The organism is Massilia sp. BGA-UO-ETr-WB1, from assembly GCF_059567845.1.
This window is the reverse complement of the sequence record NZ_JCAQOT010000025.1, coordinates 876971-893752: the sequence shown is the minus strand read 5'-3', so window position 1 is coordinate 893752 and position 16782 is coordinate 876971. Positions and strand designations below refer to the sequence as shown.

The window sequence follows — 16782 nt, the reverse complement described above, 5'->3', positions numbered from 1 at the left end:
CTCAGGCCATGGCCGGGTGGCCGGCGGTTGCCTGCAGCACCGCCAGGCTGCGGCGCAGCACCTGGTCGGTCACCCACTTGGCGGAGCGGTAGGCGCGCTGCGCCACCACGTCCGGCGGGAACTGCAGGTAGTCGTCGTTGAAGACTTCAAAGCTGTAGTCGCCCCGGTAGCCGTTGCGGTCCAGCTGGCGCAGCATGGCCGCCAGTTCCCTGGCGTGGCTGCCTTCGCCCGGGAACACGCGCAGGTGGCGCGCCGTTTCCAGCCGCTCCTCGGCGCTGCGCAGCTCGCGCCACATGTAGTCGGACAACTGCACCAGCGCGATCTTGTGCGCGGGGATGTCGTCCAGCTCCGTGCAGTCGGCGCCGTTGGCCAGCATGTGGAAGGAGTCCAGCACCACGCCCAGGTTGGCGTGGCCGGCGCGCTCCACCGCTTCCCACGACTGCTGGTACTGGTTCACGTGGCGGCCCCAGGACAGCGCCTCGTAGCCCACCCGCACGCCCAGCGGCACCGCCAGCGTGGCCAGCTTGGCCAGGTCGCGCGCAATCCCGGCCATGTCGCCGCTGGCGTGGATGGAGGTGCTGGAGCACACCATCAGCAGCGGCGCCCCCACGGCCCGGCATACCAGCAGCATCTGTTTGGCGATATCGAGCTTGTAGTCGTGCAGCGCTCCGTCCAGGCCTTCGTAGTCGCGCATCACCTGGATGCCGGTCACGCGCACGCCGCTGGCGCGCACCACGCGCACCGCTTCGTCCAGCCCGCCGGGGTGGCCGGCCAGGTCCTTCGCCCACAGCATCAGCTGCGAGAAGCCGGCCGCCTTCGAGGCGCGCAGCTTGGCTTCGAGCGGGCCGGCCAGCGTGATGCTATCCATGCCGAAATTGGCCAGGTTCATAATGCCTCCAGTTCGCGGAATGCGTCCGAGTTCACGCCGGGCCAGCCGAACAGCGCCAGGTACAGCGGCGCCTGTTCGATCAGCATCTCCTTGCCCTTCTGGATGCGGCAGCCGCGCGCCTGCGCCTCCACCAGCAGCTTGCTCATCTCAATCTTCATGCCGCAGTCGGCCACCACGCAGGACGGCGACACGCCGCGCAGGTCGATCGGCATGGGGTCGTCCGCATGCATGCCCAACGGCGTGCAATTGACCACCACGTCGTAGCCTTCCGCCTGCGGCTGGCCCGCCGCCACGCGGCAGGCAGGGAAGGCCTGCTGCAGGCGGGCGCGCAGCGCGGCGGCCTGCTCGCCGCGCGTGTCGAAGATGGCCACTTCGCCCATGCCGCGCACGGCCAGCGCTTCGGCCACCGCGCAGCCCACGCCGCCGCTGCCCACCACCAGGGCGCGCGATCCGGCCCAGTCGAACGGGGCCCCGGCCAGGGTGCGGTCGAAAGCGCGCACGAAGCCTTCGCCGTCTATCAGGTCGCCCAGGATGGTGCGGCCGTCGGCGCCCTTGTAGATGGCGTTGCAGGAGCCGGCCAGTTGGGCGCGGCTGCTGGCCGCGTCCACCGCGTCCACGCTCATGGGCTTGTGCGGGATGGAGACGAAGATGCCGCCCACGTTCTCAATGCCCATCAGCAGGCGCACGGCGGCGATGTAGCGCTCCGGCGGCACTTTCAGCGGCACCACGCGGGCGTCGATGCCATGACGCTGGAAGTAGGCGTTGAACAGCGTGGGCGCTTTGACCTGCTCGACCGGCCAGCCGATCACGGGGAAGATGCGCGTGGCGCCGGTAATCTCAAGCATGCCGGCCTCCGTCGCGGCTGGCCACCAGTTCGAAGCTCACGCCGCCCCGGTACAGCTGCGTGATGGCGCCCTTCTCGCTCGGCCCGGCCGGCGCGCGGTCGACGAAGACGATGCCGCGCTGCTGCAGTTCGCGCACGGCGCCCAGCACGTCCGGCGCGCCCATGCCGACGCGGATCAACTGCTCTTCCCATTGCAGGCCGCCGGCGCCGCCCGGCGGTTCCACCAGCTGCAGGTAGAAGCTGTGGCACGGGCTTTCCAGCAGCGTGCCCTTCTGCACCACGCCGAAATAGCGGCCTTCGGGCAGCGGACGGAAGTCCATCAGCTGCTGGTAGAAGTCCACCCACTCCGCGCTGCGGCCCTGGCCGATGGCTTGCACCACGCCGAAGAAATGCAGGCCGGCGATGGCCGGCGGCTGCGCCGGCGCGTGGACGATGGGCTTGAAGTCCACGTCGTAGATGGAGAAGTCGGTATAGCGGTCCACGAAGTAGAGGATGGAGTCGCCCGCGCCGTGCACGCCGGGGATGTTCAGTTCCATGGCGCCGGCGCGGGTCTGGATGGCCCAGGCGCCCATGGCGATGGCGTGGCGGTAGGCGGCGTCCGCGTCGCGCACCCGCAGCGCGATGGCGCTGATGACGGTGGACTGCACCGCTTCCTCGCCCTGCGGCAGCGCGCGCGGATCGGCGTTCACGATCACGTTCATGCCGCCCTGGCGGTACAGCGTCACTTCGCGCGAGCGGTGCCGCGCGGTGGCGGAAAAGCCCATCTGCTCCAGCAGCGCGCCCAGCGCCAGCGGCTGCGAGGTGGCGTATTCGATGAATTCTATGCCGGCGATGCCGAGCGGGTTATGCGGTTCCGGCAACTGCTCTTTGACGATCATGGTGGTCTCCTGCGTTCACTTGTGGAGGCAAGTATAGGAAGCGCACGGATGCAAAAATAGCCGTCAAAACCGGCTATACTGCGCCAATCGCCCCACTTGCGCGATTAGCGCACAAAACATGAAAAAGCCGCAGTTGCTGGATGTAAAGGTTGCCGAACGGGATTTGATTGACGGCCTGGTAACGGGAATCAACGTGATCACCGCCTTTAACGACGATACGGCGCGCCTGACCGCGACCGAGCTGGCCGAGAAGGTGGGCATCAGCCGCAGCGCCGCGCGGCGCTACCTGCTGACCCTGGTGCACACGGGCATGGCGGCCACCGACGGCCGGGTGTTCTGGCTCACGGCCAAGGTGCTGACGCTGGGGCGCTCCTACCTGGATTCTGCGCGGCTGCCGCGCGCCATCGTGCCGTACCTGCAGAAGCTGACGGCGGACTTGCAGGAGTCGACCAATTACTCGGTGCTGGAGGGGGACGATGTGGTCTACGTGAGCCGCGTGAACGCGCCGCGCCAGCTCACCACCGGCTTCGAGCCGGGCACGCGGCTGCCGGCTTATGCTTCAACGGCGGGACGGGTGCTGCTGTCGGCCATGCCGGACGAGGCGCTGCACGCCTACCTGGAGCGGGTGCAGCTGGTGGCCTATACCCACCTGACCGTGACGGACAAGCAGCAGCTGTTCCAGGAGCTGCTGGCGATCCGCGAGTCCGGCTTTGCGCTCACGGAGAACCAGTACGAGATCGGCTTCCGGGGGATTTCCGTGCCGGTGAAGAGCCGGCGCGGAAACCTGATCGGCGCGCTGAGCGTGTCGATGATGACGGCCAGCTCTTCGCGCGCCGAGGCCAGCGCGAAGTGCGTGCCGGCGCTGCAGGCTACTGCGAATACGCTGATGCTGTGGGTTTGACCTCGCCGCCGGCCATGATATCCAGCGGCACGCCGCCGCGCGCGGTGCGCAGGTTGACCAGCTTGACCGGCTCCAGCGCGTTACCTGCCTTGCCGTCCGTGGTGACCGCCAGCGCGATGGTGTTGTGGCCGTTCGGATTCAGGATGCCGGGCGGGATGACGAAGGTGCGCTGCGGGCCGACGTTGGCCGCGAACTGCCCCATGTTCCAGCCGTTGACGAAGATCAGCGCGCGGTTGCTGCGCTCCGAGCGCGGCTTGCCGGTGTCGCCGAAGGCCAGGCCCAGTTGCACGTCGTGGCCCTTGGGCAGGTCCAGCGCGAAGCCGGTGCGCAGCCAGTAGGTGCCGGCGGCCGGCGGCGCGTCGGTGGGCTTGGCGGTTTGCCAGCCTTCCTGCTTGCCCTCCTGCTTGCCGGGCAGGTGCCAGCCCTGGCGTTCGCCGTACAGGCCGCCGTTGTTCAGCGGGCCGCGCACCACGTCGGCGATCGCTTCGCCGCCCTGGTTGCCCTGGATGCGCCATTCGATCGGCACGGCAAAGCGGTTGCCGCCGCGCGAGGTGAGCGAGGCCGAGATCAGGCCGCGCGCTTCGCGGTGGTAGTCGTCCGCCATCAGGTTCCAGTTGTGCGAGTTGTTGCGCACCATGACGGAGATGACGTGCTCGCCCGCCTTCAGGCTGCCGAGGGAGAATTTCACGCTGTCGGTGGTTTCGGGGAAGGAGCGGCCGGTGTCCATTTCATCCTGGCCGAGGAATTTTCCATCCACCCAGGCCTGGATCATGCCGGCCCCGCCGCCGCCGTAGAACAGCTCCAGCTGATTGGTCTTCGGGTCGCTGATCTTGACGCGGCCGCGGTACCACACGTCGCCGTGGTGGAAGCCGTAGTCGCTCATGCTCAAGGTGGGCTGGCCGCGTTCCGGCATAGTCCAGGTTTGCGCGGCGGAGGCGCGGCTGTCGGCCTTGATCCACTGGCTGTCGTCGAAGCCGGGCTGCGCTTCGGGGCTGTCCATGCGGCGCGTCCATGGCTGCTTGGCCAGGTCCGGCAAGGCGATGCTGGCCGGCCCCTTGACGGTGCCGGTCTTGACGCTGCCGTCCGGCTGCGCGGTCAGCGTCAGCGCTTCGCCGTTGAAGGTGACGGCCGCCGCTGGCGGGCCCCAGATTTCCAGCGCCGCGTCCCGGCTGGTGTCGCCGGTGAGCGCCAGCTTGCCGCCGTCGAATCTGGCCGAGCGCACCAGCGCCGGGGTCAGTTCCAGCATCGCGCCATTTGCCGTGTCCTGGCGCCACATGTTGAAGCTGGTTTTCTCGTCGGCCAGCAACAGCAGCATGGGCGCGCGGCCGCCGCCGCTGATGCGCACACGCGCCAGGCCGTCGTGCACGTAGCTCAGCTTGAGGTCGCCCCTGGCGGCGTCGAAGGCCGATGCAACCGAGCCGGACAGGACTTCGACCTTGGGCGCGGACGCATAGCGCAGCACGGTTTCGCCCTCTTCCTTGTCGCGCCCGTGCAGCAGCACGATGTCGCGCTCGCCGTTGCGGAAGTGGGTCTGGATTTCCGAGTTCGAATACACCAGGTGCTGGCGTTCCATGGCGTAGGAGGCCAGCAGCAGCTTGCCGTCCTGGCCGTTGACGCGCACCGGCACCTGGTAGCTGCCGTCCCTGGTGGCCAGCGCGAAGGTGGCGCGGTCATCCGTCAGCGCATCGGACGGGTTGTGCACGGCGAACAGGATGTGGGTGCCGGACTTGGGGTTGATGTTGTGATAGACCTTGATCTTGCCGTTGCTGGGCTTGAGCTCCGGCCCTTTGTCCATCTCGGCCAGCGCCTGCTCGGCCGCCTGCACGAACATGCCCTGCTGCTTGAGCGCATAGGCTTTTTCGCGCAGGCCGCGGTCTTCGGAGATGGCGGCGCCGTAGTCGTAGGAGGTGTACACCACCGGCCCGGCCAGCCAGCCCCACGAGGTGCCGCCAAAGGTCATGTAGATGTTGTGGATGGTGATGCGGTTGATCAGGTTGGTGCCGTAGAACACGCGCTGGTAGCCCTTGCCCTGGCGCTGCGCGGTGCAGTCGTAGGTGCCGTTCGAGCCCCAGTAGTCGAACCAGCCGCCGCCCAGTTCGGCCGCGAAGCCGGGCGTCTTCGGCGACGTGAGCGCGCCGGATTTCGGGCCGGGCTTGCCGTGCATGCCCCAGTCGGGCGCCTTGTTGGGGCCGGACGGGTCGGCGAACACGTTGCAGGTGCCGCCGGGGTAGCCGTCGAAGGCGTACATGTCGGTGGGGCCGGAGTTGGCCCACGGCGCGCTGGAACCTTTCGGCGCCCAGTCCGGCAGGCGGCCGGCCGCGTTGTGGAAGAACGGCACGGTGATGCCGTCGGCGCGCGCCTTGGCGGCCAGGTGCTCCATATGCCGCACGTGCTTGGGCTCGACCTTGCCCAGTTCGTTTTCCAGCTGGTAGGCGATGACGTTGCCGCCGCCGGTGGTGGCCTGGTGGCGGGCGATGATGGCGTTAATCTGCGTCATCCATTCGTCGGTGGCGGCGGTGTAGACCGGGTCGTCGGTGCGGGCTTCGGCGCGGTTGCGGAACATCCAGCCGGGGTAGCCGCCGCCGGTCAGTTCGGCGTTCACGTAGGGGCCGGTGCGGGCGATGATGTACATGCCCTCTTCCTCGACGATCTGCAGCGCGCGCTCCACGTTGCGCACGCCGGAGAAGTCGTACACGCCCGGCGCGGACGAGTGGTAGCCCCAATCGAAGTAGAAGGCCACGCCGTTGAAGCCGGTCGCTTTCATCTTCTGGATCACGTCGCGCCACAGCGATGGATTGGGCAGGCGGAAGGGATGCACTTCGCCGGACCAGACCACCACGCGCTTGCCGTCCACCGTCAGCGAGTGTTCGTCCCAGGCGATATTTTTCGGCTGGCCCTTGGGCCTGGTGGCCTGGGCGTAGGCTTGCGGGTCCTCGGCCAGCACGGTGAAGTGGCGCGCCACGCTGGAGACGCCGCCGACTTCCTTCTTCGGCGTCCACTGGCTGAAAGTGCTGTCGCCGTCCGAGTACCAGGCGCGCTTGCCCTGCTCGTCGAAGTAGATGCGCCAGCCGCCGCCGGGCAGTTTGACCAGCGCCGGGCCTTCGCCGCCCGCGCCCCAGCCGGCCCAGTCGCCCTTCCGCTCCACCGTCCAGGGGCCGGACAGCTCTGCCGCGGTGGCCAGTTCGATGTAGCCGGTTTGCTGGTTTTTGACGAAGGCGGCGTAGCCTTTGCCCGCCGCCAGCACGAAGGTGTCGAGATAGCCTTGCAGGCCGGCCAGCGGCCTGGGCGCGGACCACTGGCTGAAGTCGGCGTTCGGTTCCAGGATGTGCGGGGCGAATTTGGCGCCGTCCTGCGACAGTGACACCACCACCTTCAGGCTGCCGTCCTGGCCGCGCAGCCATTCGGGCGCGCGGGTGGCGGCCACGCCGGGCAGGCTGATGGCCGCTTCAGGCAGGGGCTGCCAGGTCTTCAGGTCCTTCGAGCGGGTGACGCCGAAGCGCGCGCCGTTCGCGCTGCTGGTGTGGACCACGTAGTAATAGCCGTCGCTGTGGCGGATGATGGACGGGTCGCGCAGCAAGGGCTGAGGCGCGGTATAGGTTTCTGAGGCGAGCGTGGTGAAGGTGGCGCCGTCGGCGGAGGTGAACAGGCTGAGCGCATTCGGCGCGCTGGCCGTGAAGCTGGACATCAGGTACACCGGCGTGGATAGGTTCGCGGGCTGGCTCGAACCTGCCTTGGCCTGGGCGGCCTGCCGCGCGCTGTCGGACGCCTGGGGGATGCCCAGTTCCTGCGCCAGGGCCGCGCCGGCCAGCGTGCCACAGGCAACGGCGACGGCGGCGGCAAGCTTGCCGAGGTATGGGGCACGCGACCGGGCGGCACGGCGGTGGGCATTATTCGTCTGGACCAAGGTCTACTCCTACGCTTATTATCGGAATGTTCGCCCGCCATCCTAATGCGAGCCGCCGCGCGGGATTCGTCAAAAAGGTGATTGTTTGCAAAACGCAGCAGGCGCTGGTGCTGGCTGTCGAGCCACCGGCGTGTAACACTATGCGAAGTTTTATCTGCTATGATTTGATATCACGTCGTGACTGACGAATTGGACTAAGGAGTAGACCTTATGATGATCAAAGAACCAGGCTGCTAATCCGGTGCAATGGGGCGTGCAAGTGCGCGCCCCGTACATGCTACTACCCTGCTATCCGCTGTGCTTCATTGCTTCGATATCAACCTTGATTGATAGGAAGTCCTGGTCCTCCAGTGCCTGCGCGATGCCATCCTTGGCGCCGCTTGCTCTTCCCTGCTCAATATACTGCGTCAACAGTTTGACGGCCTGCTGCTTGTCGGCCGGGTTATTCCGCTTCTGGAATCTGATGGCGTAGATCCGTGCCACGTCGTACGCTTTGCCGTACTCCAGCGCCATCGTTTCGATGTCATCTTTGATGGGGCGCAACTCGGTATCGTCCAGGGCGTCGCTGATATCGCCGGCCGCGACCGATGCCTTTCCGTCCTTTTCGAAGTACTGCCTGATGAGAGCGGTGGCTTCCTGTTTGTCCGCTTCGTTATGCATTTTGTCGAATTTAACAGCATAAATGCAGGCCAAATTGTAGACGCGGTCGTCCCAGTTTCTGGGGTTGCAGGTCAGCGCGATTTTGCCGTACGTGCTGGCCTCTTCCCATAGCTCTGCGTACATGTAGATCAGCGAGAGCGAAGCCGCCAGGTAGGACTTCACCCGCTCATTCTTGTGCTTCTCGGCAATGCCATACAGGGCCTTGGTTTCGTCCAGTACGGCATGTGCTTCTTTGATCTTTTGGTCGCTGGCGCGCAGGGTGTCCAGGATGAGCTTTTGCGAGTGCATGCCCGTGAAGAGTTCTTCGATTTCGCTCAGCTTTTCGGCGAATGCATCGGCGGCCTGGTCGGCCTTTTCTATCTTGGCAGTCAAGGCGCTTTCCTTGATCTGAAAATCCTTGACGGCCGTTTCCACCAACTTGGCGTCGCGCTCTACTTTTTTCGCATTTTTTATCATCTCTTCGCTGCTTTCGCGCGCTTTCTTATTCAGGGCTTCGATTTCTTTCAGCCACTTGCTTACTTCGGCGTACTTGGTGATGCCGAAGTAGGTGAGAATCGCCGCGACGATGGAGAAGATGATGCCGATGGTTTGGATCAGTCTCACCATCCATTCTTCTTTGTCTTTGGCTGCGGTGATGGCGGCTTGCGATGTCGCGGCGACGGCTTCCAGGGTGGCCTTTTGCGCGGAGACCATGTTTTCCAGGTAGGTGGTTTGGACTACGACGAAACCTGCGGGGGGTGCTGGGGTGCCGGGCGGGGCTGGGGTGACGATGCCTGTGGGGTTTGCTGGGGGCGCAGTGGCGCCGGCTTGTGCGGCGGCGGGTGCTTGCAGGCAGGCTGTTATGAGGGCAAGTGCGAAGGCAATCCGGTGGAGGGGCATGGCGTCTCCCGTTGTGTAATATGCAATGATCGTATCATATTGGGGGACTCGGGGATTCATGCGTCGCGCGCCCTCGGCGCGCGGGGGCCGGCGCATGCGCCGGCGCGTAGCGCGCAGCAGATGGGCGATTCGGATAGCCTCGCCCCCGCCAGGGGGCTCCGTCTTCGAATCCCACCGTCTCCGTCCGAACAAATAAAAACGGGCTCCCGCAGGGGAGCCCGTTTTTATTTGTTCTGGCGGAGACGGTGGGATTCGAACCCACGATACAGGTATAAGCCGTATGCATCCTTAGCAGGGATGTGCCTTCGGCCACTCGGCCACGTCTCCTAGCTGATTACTCAACTATTTGCCTTTTCCTCCACGTTTCCGCTTCGGATCAGACGAGCGCTATCTTACTGGCCCACCCCTCGTTTGGTCAAGGAAACGGGCCATCTTTTTTTCACTCTTTTTCCAGCTCGAATGCCTTGTGCAGTGCGCGTACGGCCAGTTCCATGTACTTTTCGTCGATCAGTACCGAAATCTTGATCTCGGAGGTCGAAATCATCATGATGTTGATGTTTTCTTCGCTCAGGGTGCGGAACATTTGCGACGCTACGCCAACGTGCGAGCGCATGCCCACGCCGACCACGGAGATCTTCGATACCTTGGCGTCGCCCACCAGGGTGCTGTAGCCGATCTCGGCTTTCTGCCCTTCCAGTACGTCGATCGCCTTTTGGTAGTCGTTGCGCGACACGGTGAAGGTGAAGTCGGTTTTACCGTCCACGGACTGATTCTGTATGATCATGTCCACTTCGATATTGGCGTCGGCTACCGGGCCGAGGATGTGGTAGGCCACGCCCGGACGGTCCGGCACGCCCAGCACGGTGATTTTGGCTTCGTCGCGGTTGAAGGCGATGCCGGAGATGACTGCTTGTTCCATGTTGGTGTCTTCCTCAAACGAAATCAGGGTGCCGGAGTTGGCTTCGGTGGCGAGATCCATCAGCGGATCGGTCAGCGACGACAGGACGCGCGTCGGTACGCGGTAGTTGCCCGCGAATTCGACCGAACGCGTCTGCAGCACTTTCGAGCCCAGCGAGGCCAGTTCCAGCATTTCTTCGAACGTGATCGCCTTCAGGCGGCGCGCTTCCGATACCACGCGCGGGTCGGTCGTGTACACGCCGTCGACGTCGGTGTAGATCAGGCATTCGGCGGCCTTCAGCGCGGCGGCGATCGCCACGGCCGAGGTGTCCGAACCGCCGCGGCCCAGGGTGGCGATGTTGTCGTTGTCGTCCACGCCCTGGAAGCCGGTGATGATGACGATCTTGCCGGCGTCGAGGTCTTTGCGCACGCGCTCGTCGTCGATCGATTGAATGCGGGCTTTGGTGAAGGCGGAGTCGGTTTTAATCGCCACTTGCCAGCCGGCGTAGGAGACCGCTGCCTTGCCAATGGCTTGCAGCGCCATCGACAGCAGACCCACGGAGACTTGCTCGCCGGTGGAGGCGATCATGTCCAGTTCACGCGGGTCGGGCGGGTTTTGAATTTCCTTTGCCAGCGCGATCAGACGGTTGGTCTCGCCGGACATGGCCGACGGTACAACGACGATCTGGTGTCCTGCGTCGTGCCATTTGGCGACGCGGCGCGCGACGTTCTTGATGCGGTCGGTCGATCCCATCGACGTTCCGCCATATTTGTGAACGATTAAAGCCATAACAGTGATGTTTCCGCTCGAAGATTGAAAAAAGGGAGGGCTTGTAACTCTACATGTTGCAGTGCGAAACGACAAGCCAAAAAAGTTATGACGTCATACAGTATTGGCATATGGACATACTAAATCGCCGCAGTACCGAATTTTATTTTGATTCCCAGCGAAAAACCACACGTTCGCCGCCGCCCTGCCCCACTTGCTGGCAGTCCATGCCTATTCCGGCGGCAAAAAGCAATTGCGCCTGGGTTTTGAGCACCGGCAGGCGGCCGCGCTCCCAGGCCGGGATGCCCAGCGCCTGGTAGTGGTATTTGAGGGCGCGCGTGGGGCGGTTCCCGGCCGGCTTGAGCCGCTCGCCGCCGCGCCGGAACTCGATGGTGAGGTATTGGCTGCGCAGCCAGGCGGCGTCGATGCCCTGCTCGGCCGGCTCGATGTGCAGCACGCCGCCGTAGTCGGGGAATTCCAGGGAACTTTCTCCGTTCCAGCGGAAGTCCTGGCCGGGCGAGTCGTCGAACTGGTCTTCGCGGGTGCCGGCGATTTCCGGCAGCTTGGGGATCAGGTGCAGGCGGTCGCGGTGGCGGCGCACGTCCACTTCGGGGTGCACCACCAGCATTTGCGTGTCGTGCCGCGCTTCGAGCAGCTGCGCCAGCATTTCGGACAGCCAGGCGGTGGACGGCATGCTCAGGCCGCGCAGCGCGAACCAGTGGCGCAGCAGGTTGTAGGCGCGGTCGGTGCTCATGCCGCGCAGGGCGGCCACTTGCAGGCAGTCGCCGTCCAGCGCAGCGGCCAGGTCCTGCTCGGCCAGTTCGGTCAGCAGGCGCTGGGCGGACTGGGCGTGCTGGGCGCTGCGGGCGAAGCGTTCCTGGAAGCCGGGGAAGTATTGCGCCAGCGCGGGCATGACGGTGTGGCGCAGCGCGTTGCGGGCGTAGCGCGGGTCGTCGTTGGATTCGTCGTCGATGTGGGCGATGCCATGTTCGGCCACGTAGGCTTCGAGCTGCTTGCGCGAGACCGGCAGCAGGGGGCGCATCATGACCAGGCCGGGGTTGAGCAGCAGTTCCGGGGCGGTGTTGGCGGCGTCCATGCCGGACAGGCCGGCGGTGCCGGAGCCGCGCAGCAGCTGCAGCAGCACGGTTTCAGCCTGGTCGTCCTGGTGGTGGGCCGTCAGCAGCAGGTTCGCGCCGTGTTCGGCGCACATGGCGCCCAGCGCGGCGTAGCGGGCCTTGCGGGCAGCCGCTTCGGTGCCGCTCTTGCGCGCGTTTTCCAGCGTGATGCGGCGCGCTTCGAAAGTGACGCCGAGGGCCGCGCATTGCTGTTCGCAGTGCGCCAGCCAGGCGCCGGCGTTGGGGCTGATGCCGTGGTGGACGTGGAAGGCGTACAGGGCGATGCCCTGCTCTTTCGCGTGCGCGTGCGCCAGGTGCAGCAGCGCGGAGGAATCGAGGCCGCCGCTCAAGGCGATGGCGATGCGGCCGCCGTGCTGCGCCGTGGCCAGGGCCTGGGCGTAGGTGCTGGCAAGGGTGGCGGTTTGCTGCTTTTTCATGGGAACTCCGGATGACAAACGGGGACAGGCGCTGGCGCGGCTGTCCCCGGGGTGCGGCGCTGTTGCAGCGCGCTGAATTACTCTTGCGGCGTGGTTTCTTTGAACTTGCCGTAGCTCATCAGTTTTTCGTGGCGGGCGTTGATCAGGTCCTTGGTTTTCATGCCGTGGAACTGGCGCAGCGAGTCGGCCAGCGCGCGCTTGAGCATGGTGGCCATGGCTTTCGGGTCGCGGTGGGCGCCGCCCAGCGGCTCGGAGACGATCTTGTCGATCAGGCCGATGGCTTTCAGGCGGTGCGCGGTCAGGCCCAGGGCTTCGGCGGCGTCGGCCGCGCGTTCGCTGGTCTTCCACAGGATCGATGCGCAGCCTTCCGGCGAGATCACCGAGTAGGTGGCGTATTGCAGCATCAGCACCTGGTCGCCCACGGCGATCGCCAGCGCGCCGCCGGAGCCGCCTTCGCCGATGATAGTGGCGATCAGCGGCACTTTCAGTTCCGCCATCACGTACAGGTTGTGGCCGATGGCTTCGGACTGGCCGCGCTCTTCGGCGTCGATGCCGGGGAATGCGCCCGGGGTGTCGACGAAGGTGAAGATCGGCAGGTTGAATTTCTCGGCCAGCTTCATCAGGCGCATGGCCTTGCGGTAGCCTTCCGGCTTGGGCATGCCGAAGTTGCGCATGGCGCGTTCTTTGGTATCGCGGCCCTTCTGGTGGCCGATCACCATGCAAGCCTGGCCGTTGAAGCGCGCCAGGCCGCCGACGATGGACTGGTCGTCCGCATAGGTGCGGTCGCCGTGCAGTTCATGGAAGTCGGTGAAGATCTCGTTCACATAGTCCATGGTGTATGGACGCTGCGGGTGGCGCGCGATCTGCGCCACTTGCCAGGGGGTCAGCTTGGCGTAGATGTCTTTGGTCAGCTGCTGGCTCTTCTTGGCCAGACGGTCGATCTCCTCGGAGATGTCGACGGCCGAGTCGTCCTGCACGAAACGCAGTTCTTCAATTTTGGAATCGAGTTCCGCAATCGGTTGCTCAAAATTGAGGAAAGTTGTCTTGGTCATTGTACCTCCGTGTTATGGCCCGGATGGCGGGCGGCCCGGGGGCCAGCCTCGCGCTGGGCGAATTTTTCGCTATTCTACCGGAACCGGGTCCAGACTACGCCATAAATACCAGGTGGCGACGGTCCGATAGGGCTCCCAGTTGGCCGACACTTCGCGCGCATCGCTGCGGGAAACGGGCTCGCCGGAGAAATAGTTTTGGCTGATGCCCTGGATCAGACCGGGGTCGTCCAGCGGCAGAACATTGGGACGGAGCAGATTAAATATCAAAAACATCTCCGCTGTCCAGCGCGTGATACCACGTATCTGCACCAGTTCGGCGATGACGGCTTCGTCATCCATCTGGTCCCATTGGTTGGCGTGGACTTTCTTGGCCTTGAAGTTGTCGGCCAGGTCCAGGATGTATTCGGTCTTGCGCTTGGACAGGCCGCAGGCGGCCAGTTCCTCGGCGCCGGCCTTGAGCACGGCGGCCGGGGTGAATTTCGGGCAGGCCGCCAGCAGCTTCTGCCAGGCGGCAGCGGCGGCTTTCGGCGTGACCTGCTGCTTGACGATGGATCGGGCCAGGGTGGTGAACGGGTCGTCGTGGCCGACCAGGTGCAGGTCGCCAAACTGCGGGATGAGCTTTTTCATGATGCGGTCGCGCTTCATGAGCTCCTGCTTGGCTTCTTCCCAGTACGGCGGCACTGCTACCGCTGGGGACTGCGCCCCCATCATGTCCGTGGCCTTCACCATTATGCGCGGCGCCAGTTGGTGGTGCCGTCAGGCTTGTCTTCGAGGACGATGCCGGCCGCCAGCAGCTCGGCGCGGATCTTGTCCGACAGCGCGAAGTCGCGCGCCTTCTTGGCGGCGGCGCGGGCGGCGATCTGCTGCTCGATGGCGGCGGCGTCGTCGCCCGAGGCGCCCACGCCGGCTTGCAGGAAGGCCTGCGGCGCGCGTTCCAGCAGGCCGAGTACGGCGGCCAGTTGTTTCAGCTGGCGCGCCACGGCCGGCGATTTGGATTTGTTCAGCTCGGTGGCCAGGTCGAACAGCACCGACACCGCCATCGGCGTGTTGAAGTCGTCGTCCATGGCCTCGGCGAAGCGCTGGGCGTTGGCTTCGGTCCAGTCCAGCGGCTGGCCGTCGTCCTGCACGCCGTCCAGCGCCGTGTACAGGCGCGTCAGGGCGCCCTTGGCGTCGTCCAGGTGGGCGTCCGAGTAGTTCAGCGGGCTGCGGTAGTGGGCGCGCAGGATGAAGAAGCGCACCACTTCGGCGTCGTACTTCTTCAGCACGTCGCGGATGGTGAAGAAGTTGCCCAGCGATTTGGACATCTTTTCGTTATCCACGCGCACGAAGCCGTTGTGGATCCAGTAGTTGGCCAGCGCGTGGCCGGTGGCGCCTTCCGATTGCGCGATTTCGTTCTCGTGGTGCGGGAACTGCAGGTCCGCGCCGCCGCCGTGGATGTCGAACTGGTCGCCCAGCAGCGAGGCGCACATGGCGGAGCACTCGATGTGCCAGCCCGGGCGGCCCTTGCCCCACTTGGAGTCCCATTTCACTTCTTCCGGTTCGGACTCCTTGGAGGCCTTCCACAGCACGAAGTCGAGCGGATCGCGCTTGCCGGTGTTGACGTCCACGCGCTCGCCGGCGCGCAGGTCGTCCAGCGACTTGCCGGACAGCTTGCCGTAGCCTTCGAAGTTGCGCACGGCGTAGTTCACGTCGCCGTCTTCGCCCTGGTAGGCCAGGTCTTTCGCTTCCAGTTTTTCGATCAGCGCCAGCATCTGCGGCACGTATTCGGTGGCGCGCGGCACCAGCGTCGGCGGCTGGATGCCCAGCGCGGCGGTGTCCTCGTCCATGTACTTGGTGAAGCGCGAAGTGAGCTGGCCGATGGTTTCGCCGTTTTCAACCGCGCGCTTGATGATCTTGTCGTCGATGTCCGTGATGTTGCGGGCGTAGGTCACGTCGTAGCCGGATGCCTTGAGCCAGCGGTAGACCACGTCGAACGCCATCATCATGCGGCCGTGGCCGATATGGCAGTAATCGTAGATCGTCATGCCGCAGACATACATGCGGACTTTGCCCGCTTCCATCGGTACGAATGTTTGCTTCTCGCGCGCCAGCGTGTTGTAAATCTTTAAATTGCTCATCGGACTCTTGCGTTTTTGTTAAGTGCAAGCCAGCCGGACAATACGAGAACCGGGCGCGGGCACTTCTGGTGCCGCACCGGGCTCTCAAGCATTTGCCGTGGAGACTGACAGACCCTCGGTATCTTGTTGTTCTAGTTTGCTAGAATGAAACGTCAACGCTTAGTATAGCATTGATAAAAACCGGACTGCCCCGATCTTGGTACGGTTTTATCAGACCATACATAAAAAAGGATGACCATATGCAAGACACGAAGACCCTGCTGGCCAAATTCATGAGCCTGTTCGCCGGCGTGGCCCTGTCCGGCGCCGTGGCTGCCGCACCGGCCGCCCCCGCCGTTCCCAACCCTACCCCGCAGGTGTCGCTGAAGACCACCGAGGGCGAGATCGTGCTGGAACTGAACCAGGAAAAAGCGCCCAAATCCGTGGCCAACTTCCTGTCCTACGTGAAGAGCGGCCACTACAAGGGCACCATTTTCCACCGCGTGATCGACGGCTTCATGATCCAGGCCGGCGGCTACACCGTGGACCTGAAGGGCAAGCCGACCAAGCCGCCGGTGGTGAGCGAGTCGCAGAACGGGCTGAAGAATGAAACCTACAGCGTGGCCATGGCCCGCACCGGCAATCCGAACTCGGCCACCGCCCAGTTCTTCATCAACGTGGTGGACAACACCGGCCTCGACTATCCGGGCCAGGACGGCTTCGGCTACACCGTGTTCGGCAAGGTGGTGAAGGGCCACGAGGTGGTGGACAAGATCAAGGGCGTGCTGGTGGACGACAAGGGCATCTTCCAGAACATCCCCGTGAAACCCATCGTCATCACGTCCGCTACGGTATTGAAAACGCCGGTCGCCGTGACGCAGTAAAATAGCGCTTTGGCCGCGCCTGCTGTATAGTCGCGGCCCTGTGCAGAACATCATAACTACCTCAAGGAACATCATGACCACCATCGTCATCACCACCAACATGGGCAAGATCACCGCTGAGCTGGACGCTGAAAAAGCGCCGAAAACGGTTGAGAACTTCCTGGCCTACATGAACGCCGGCCACTACAGCAACACCATCTTCCACCGCGTGATCGACGGCTTCATGATCCAGGGCGGCGGTTTCGAGCCAGGCATGAAGCAGAAGCCGGCCGACACCACCGTGGAAAACGAAGCCAAGAACGGCCTGAAAAACGAGCCGTACACCCTGGCCATGGCCCGCACCTCGGCGCCGCACTCGGCATCGGCCCAGTTCTTCATCAACGTGAAGAACAACTCCTTCCTGGACTACCCAGGCCAGGACGGCTGGGGCTACGCCGTGTTCGGTAAAGTCACCGAAGGCCAGGAAATCGTGGACGCGATGAAAAAAGTGAAAACCACCCGCAGCGGCATGTTCGCCGACGTGCCGGTGGAAGACATCATCATCGAGAAAGTCGAAGCGGTTTAATTACGCAAAGCA

The 16782-nt window shown here is 64.5% G+C and carries 13 protein-coding genes and 1 tRNA gene; 3 read left to right on the top strand and 11 right to left on the bottom strand.

The features are described 5' to 3' along the window. Window position 1: 1 nt before the first annotated feature. From AC56DV_RS22265 to AC56DV_RS22255, 3 genes are read right to left on the bottom strand one after another with little or no spacing between them, the layout of a single operon-like run. Entirely contained in the window at window positions 2-889 is an 888-nt protein-coding gene (locus AC56DV_RS22265; protein WP_496316394.1) for a sugar phosphate isomerase/epimerase family protein, read from the bottom strand. Then, window positions 886-1734, bottom strand: a complete 849-nt coding sequence (locus tag AC56DV_RS22260) for a shikimate dehydrogenase family protein (RefSeq protein ID WP_496316393.1) — start codon at window positions 1732-1734, stop codon at window positions 886-888. The genes AC56DV_RS22265 and AC56DV_RS22260 overlap by 4 nt, the downstream gene beginning before the upstream one ends. Next, window positions 1727-2611 carry a 4-hydroxyphenylpyruvate dioxygenase gene (locus AC56DV_RS22255; RefSeq protein ID WP_496316392.1) on the bottom strand — a complete coding sequence of 295 codons (885 nt, stop codon included), beginning with the start codon at window positions 2609-2611 and terminating at the stop codon, window positions 1727-1729. Before AC56DV_RS22255 ends, AC56DV_RS22260 begins: the two co-directional genes overlap by 8 nt. A 118-nt stretch (window positions 2612-2729) precedes the next feature. On the opposite strand from AC56DV_RS22255, the gene AC56DV_RS22250 reads away from it, so the two are divergent. Next, on the top strand, window positions 2730-3512 hold the full coding sequence (locus AC56DV_RS22250; RefSeq protein WP_496316391.1) for an IclR family transcriptional regulator domain-containing protein: 783 nt from the start codon (window positions 2730-2732) through the stop codon (window positions 3510-3512). Here the strand turns inward: AC56DV_RS22250 and AC56DV_RS22245 are convergent. The 8 genes from AC56DV_RS22245 to cysS all read right to left on the bottom strand — a co-directional run bounded on the left by AC56DV_RS22245 (window position 3481) and on the right by cysS (window position 15342). Next, complete coding sequence (locus tag AC56DV_RS22245; protein ID WP_496316390.1) at window positions 3481-7416, bottom strand: beta-galactosidase; 3936 nt, start codon at window positions 7414-7416, stop codon at window positions 3481-3483. The genes AC56DV_RS22250 and AC56DV_RS22245 overlap by 32 nt on opposite strands. A gap of 288 nt (window positions 7417-7704) precedes the next feature. Beyond that, on the bottom strand, window positions 7705-8955 hold the full coding sequence (locus AC56DV_RS22240; protein ID WP_496316389.1) for a hypothetical protein: 1251 nt from the start codon (window positions 8953-8955) through the stop codon (window positions 7705-7707). A 234-nt stretch (window positions 8956-9189) separates the two neighbouring features. Next, a tRNA-Ser gene (locus AC56DV_RS22235) sits at window positions 9190-9282 on the bottom strand. Window positions 9283-9394: 112 nt separating this feature from the next. Beyond that, window positions 9395-10642, bottom strand: a complete 1248-nt coding sequence (locus AC56DV_RS22230) for an aspartate kinase (RefSeq protein WP_056404513.1) — start codon at window positions 10640-10642, stop codon at window positions 9395-9397. 142 nt (window positions 10643-10784) lie between these two features. Then, window positions 10785-12173, bottom strand: a complete 1389-nt coding sequence (gene tilS / locus AC56DV_RS22225) for a tRNA lysidine(34) synthetase TilS (protein ID WP_496316388.1) — start codon at window positions 12171-12173, stop codon at window positions 10785-10787. A gap of 77 nt (window positions 12174-12250) precedes the next feature. Then, on the bottom strand, window positions 12251-13225 hold the full coding sequence (locus tag AC56DV_RS22220) for an acetyl-CoA carboxylase carboxyltransferase subunit alpha (RefSeq protein WP_057155476.1): 975 nt from the start codon (window positions 13223-13225) through the stop codon (window positions 12251-12253). 69 nt (window positions 13226-13294) lie between these two features. Next, a complete protein-coding gene (locus AC56DV_RS22215) occupies window positions 13295-13954 on the bottom strand; it encodes a DNA-3-methyladenine glycosylase family protein (protein WP_496316387.1) in 660 nt (219 codons plus the stop codon). Beyond that, window positions 13954-15342 carry a cysteine--tRNA ligase gene (cysS, locus tag AC56DV_RS22210; RefSeq protein ID WP_496316386.1) on the bottom strand — a complete coding sequence of 463 codons (1389 nt, stop codon included), beginning with the start codon at window positions 15340-15342 and terminating at the stop codon, window positions 13954-13956. Before cysS ends, AC56DV_RS22215 begins: the two co-directional genes overlap by 1 nt. A gap of 239 nt (window positions 15343-15581) precedes the next feature. On the opposite strand from cysS, the gene AC56DV_RS22205 reads away from it, so the two are divergent. Further along, window positions 15582-16205 carry a peptidylprolyl isomerase gene (locus AC56DV_RS22205; protein WP_496316385.1) on the top strand — a complete coding sequence of 208 codons (624 nt, stop codon included), beginning with the start codon at window positions 15582-15584 and terminating at the stop codon, window positions 16203-16205. A 73-nt stretch (window positions 16206-16278) separates the two neighbouring features. After that, complete coding sequence (locus tag AC56DV_RS22200; protein WP_496316384.1) at window positions 16279-16770, top strand: peptidylprolyl isomerase; 492 nt, start codon at window positions 16279-16281, stop codon at window positions 16768-16770. Window positions 16771-16782 lie beyond the last annotated feature (12 nt).

What these genes read in the sequence shown, in the direction of transcription:
- AC56DV_RS22265 (WP_496316394.1), bottom strand. Translation starts at nt 889, where the DNA reads ATGAACCTGGCCAATTTCGGCATGGATAGCATCACGCTGGCCGGCCCG.
- AC56DV_RS22260 (WP_496316393.1), bottom strand. Translation starts at nt 1,734, where the DNA reads ATGCTTGAGATTACCGGCGCCACGCGCATCTTCCCCGTGATCGGCTGG.
- AC56DV_RS22255 (WP_496316392.1), bottom strand. Translation starts at nt 2,611, where the DNA reads ATGATCGTCAAAGAGCAGTTGCCGGAACCGCATAACCCGCTCGGCATC.
- AC56DV_RS22250 (WP_496316391.1), top strand. Translation starts at nt 2,730, where the DNA reads ATGAAAAAGCCGCAGTTGCTGGATGTAAAGGTTGCCGAACGGGATTTG.
- AC56DV_RS22240 (WP_496316389.1), bottom strand. Translation starts at nt 8,955, where the DNA reads ATGCCCCTCCACCGGATTGCCTTCGCACTTGCCCTCATAACAGCCTGC.
- AC56DV_RS22230 (WP_056404513.1), bottom strand. Translation starts at nt 10,642, where the DNA reads ATGGCTTTAATCGTTCACAAATATGGCGGAACGTCGATGGGATCGACC.
- tilS (WP_496316388.1), bottom strand. Translation starts at nt 12,173, where the DNA reads ATGAAAAAGCAGCAAACCGCCACCCTTGCCAGCACCTACGCCCAGGCC.
- AC56DV_RS22220 (WP_057155476.1), bottom strand. Translation starts at nt 13,225, where the DNA reads ATGACCAAGACAACTTTCCTCAATTTTGAGCAACCGATTGCGGAACTC.
- AC56DV_RS22215 (WP_496316387.1), bottom strand. Translation starts at nt 13,954, where the DNA reads ATGGTGAAGGCCACGGACATGATGGGGGCGCAGTCCCCAGCGGTAGCA.
- cysS (WP_496316386.1), bottom strand. Translation starts at nt 15,342, where the DNA reads ATGAGCAATTTAAAGATTTACAACACGCTGGCGCGCGAGAAGCAAACA.
- AC56DV_RS22205 (WP_496316385.1), top strand. Translation starts at nt 15,582, where the DNA reads ATGCAAGACACGAAGACCCTGCTGGCCAAATTCATGAGCCTGTTCGCC.
- AC56DV_RS22200 (WP_496316384.1), top strand. Translation starts at nt 16,279, where the DNA reads ATGACCACCATCGTCATCACCACCAACATGGGCAAGATCACCGCTGAG.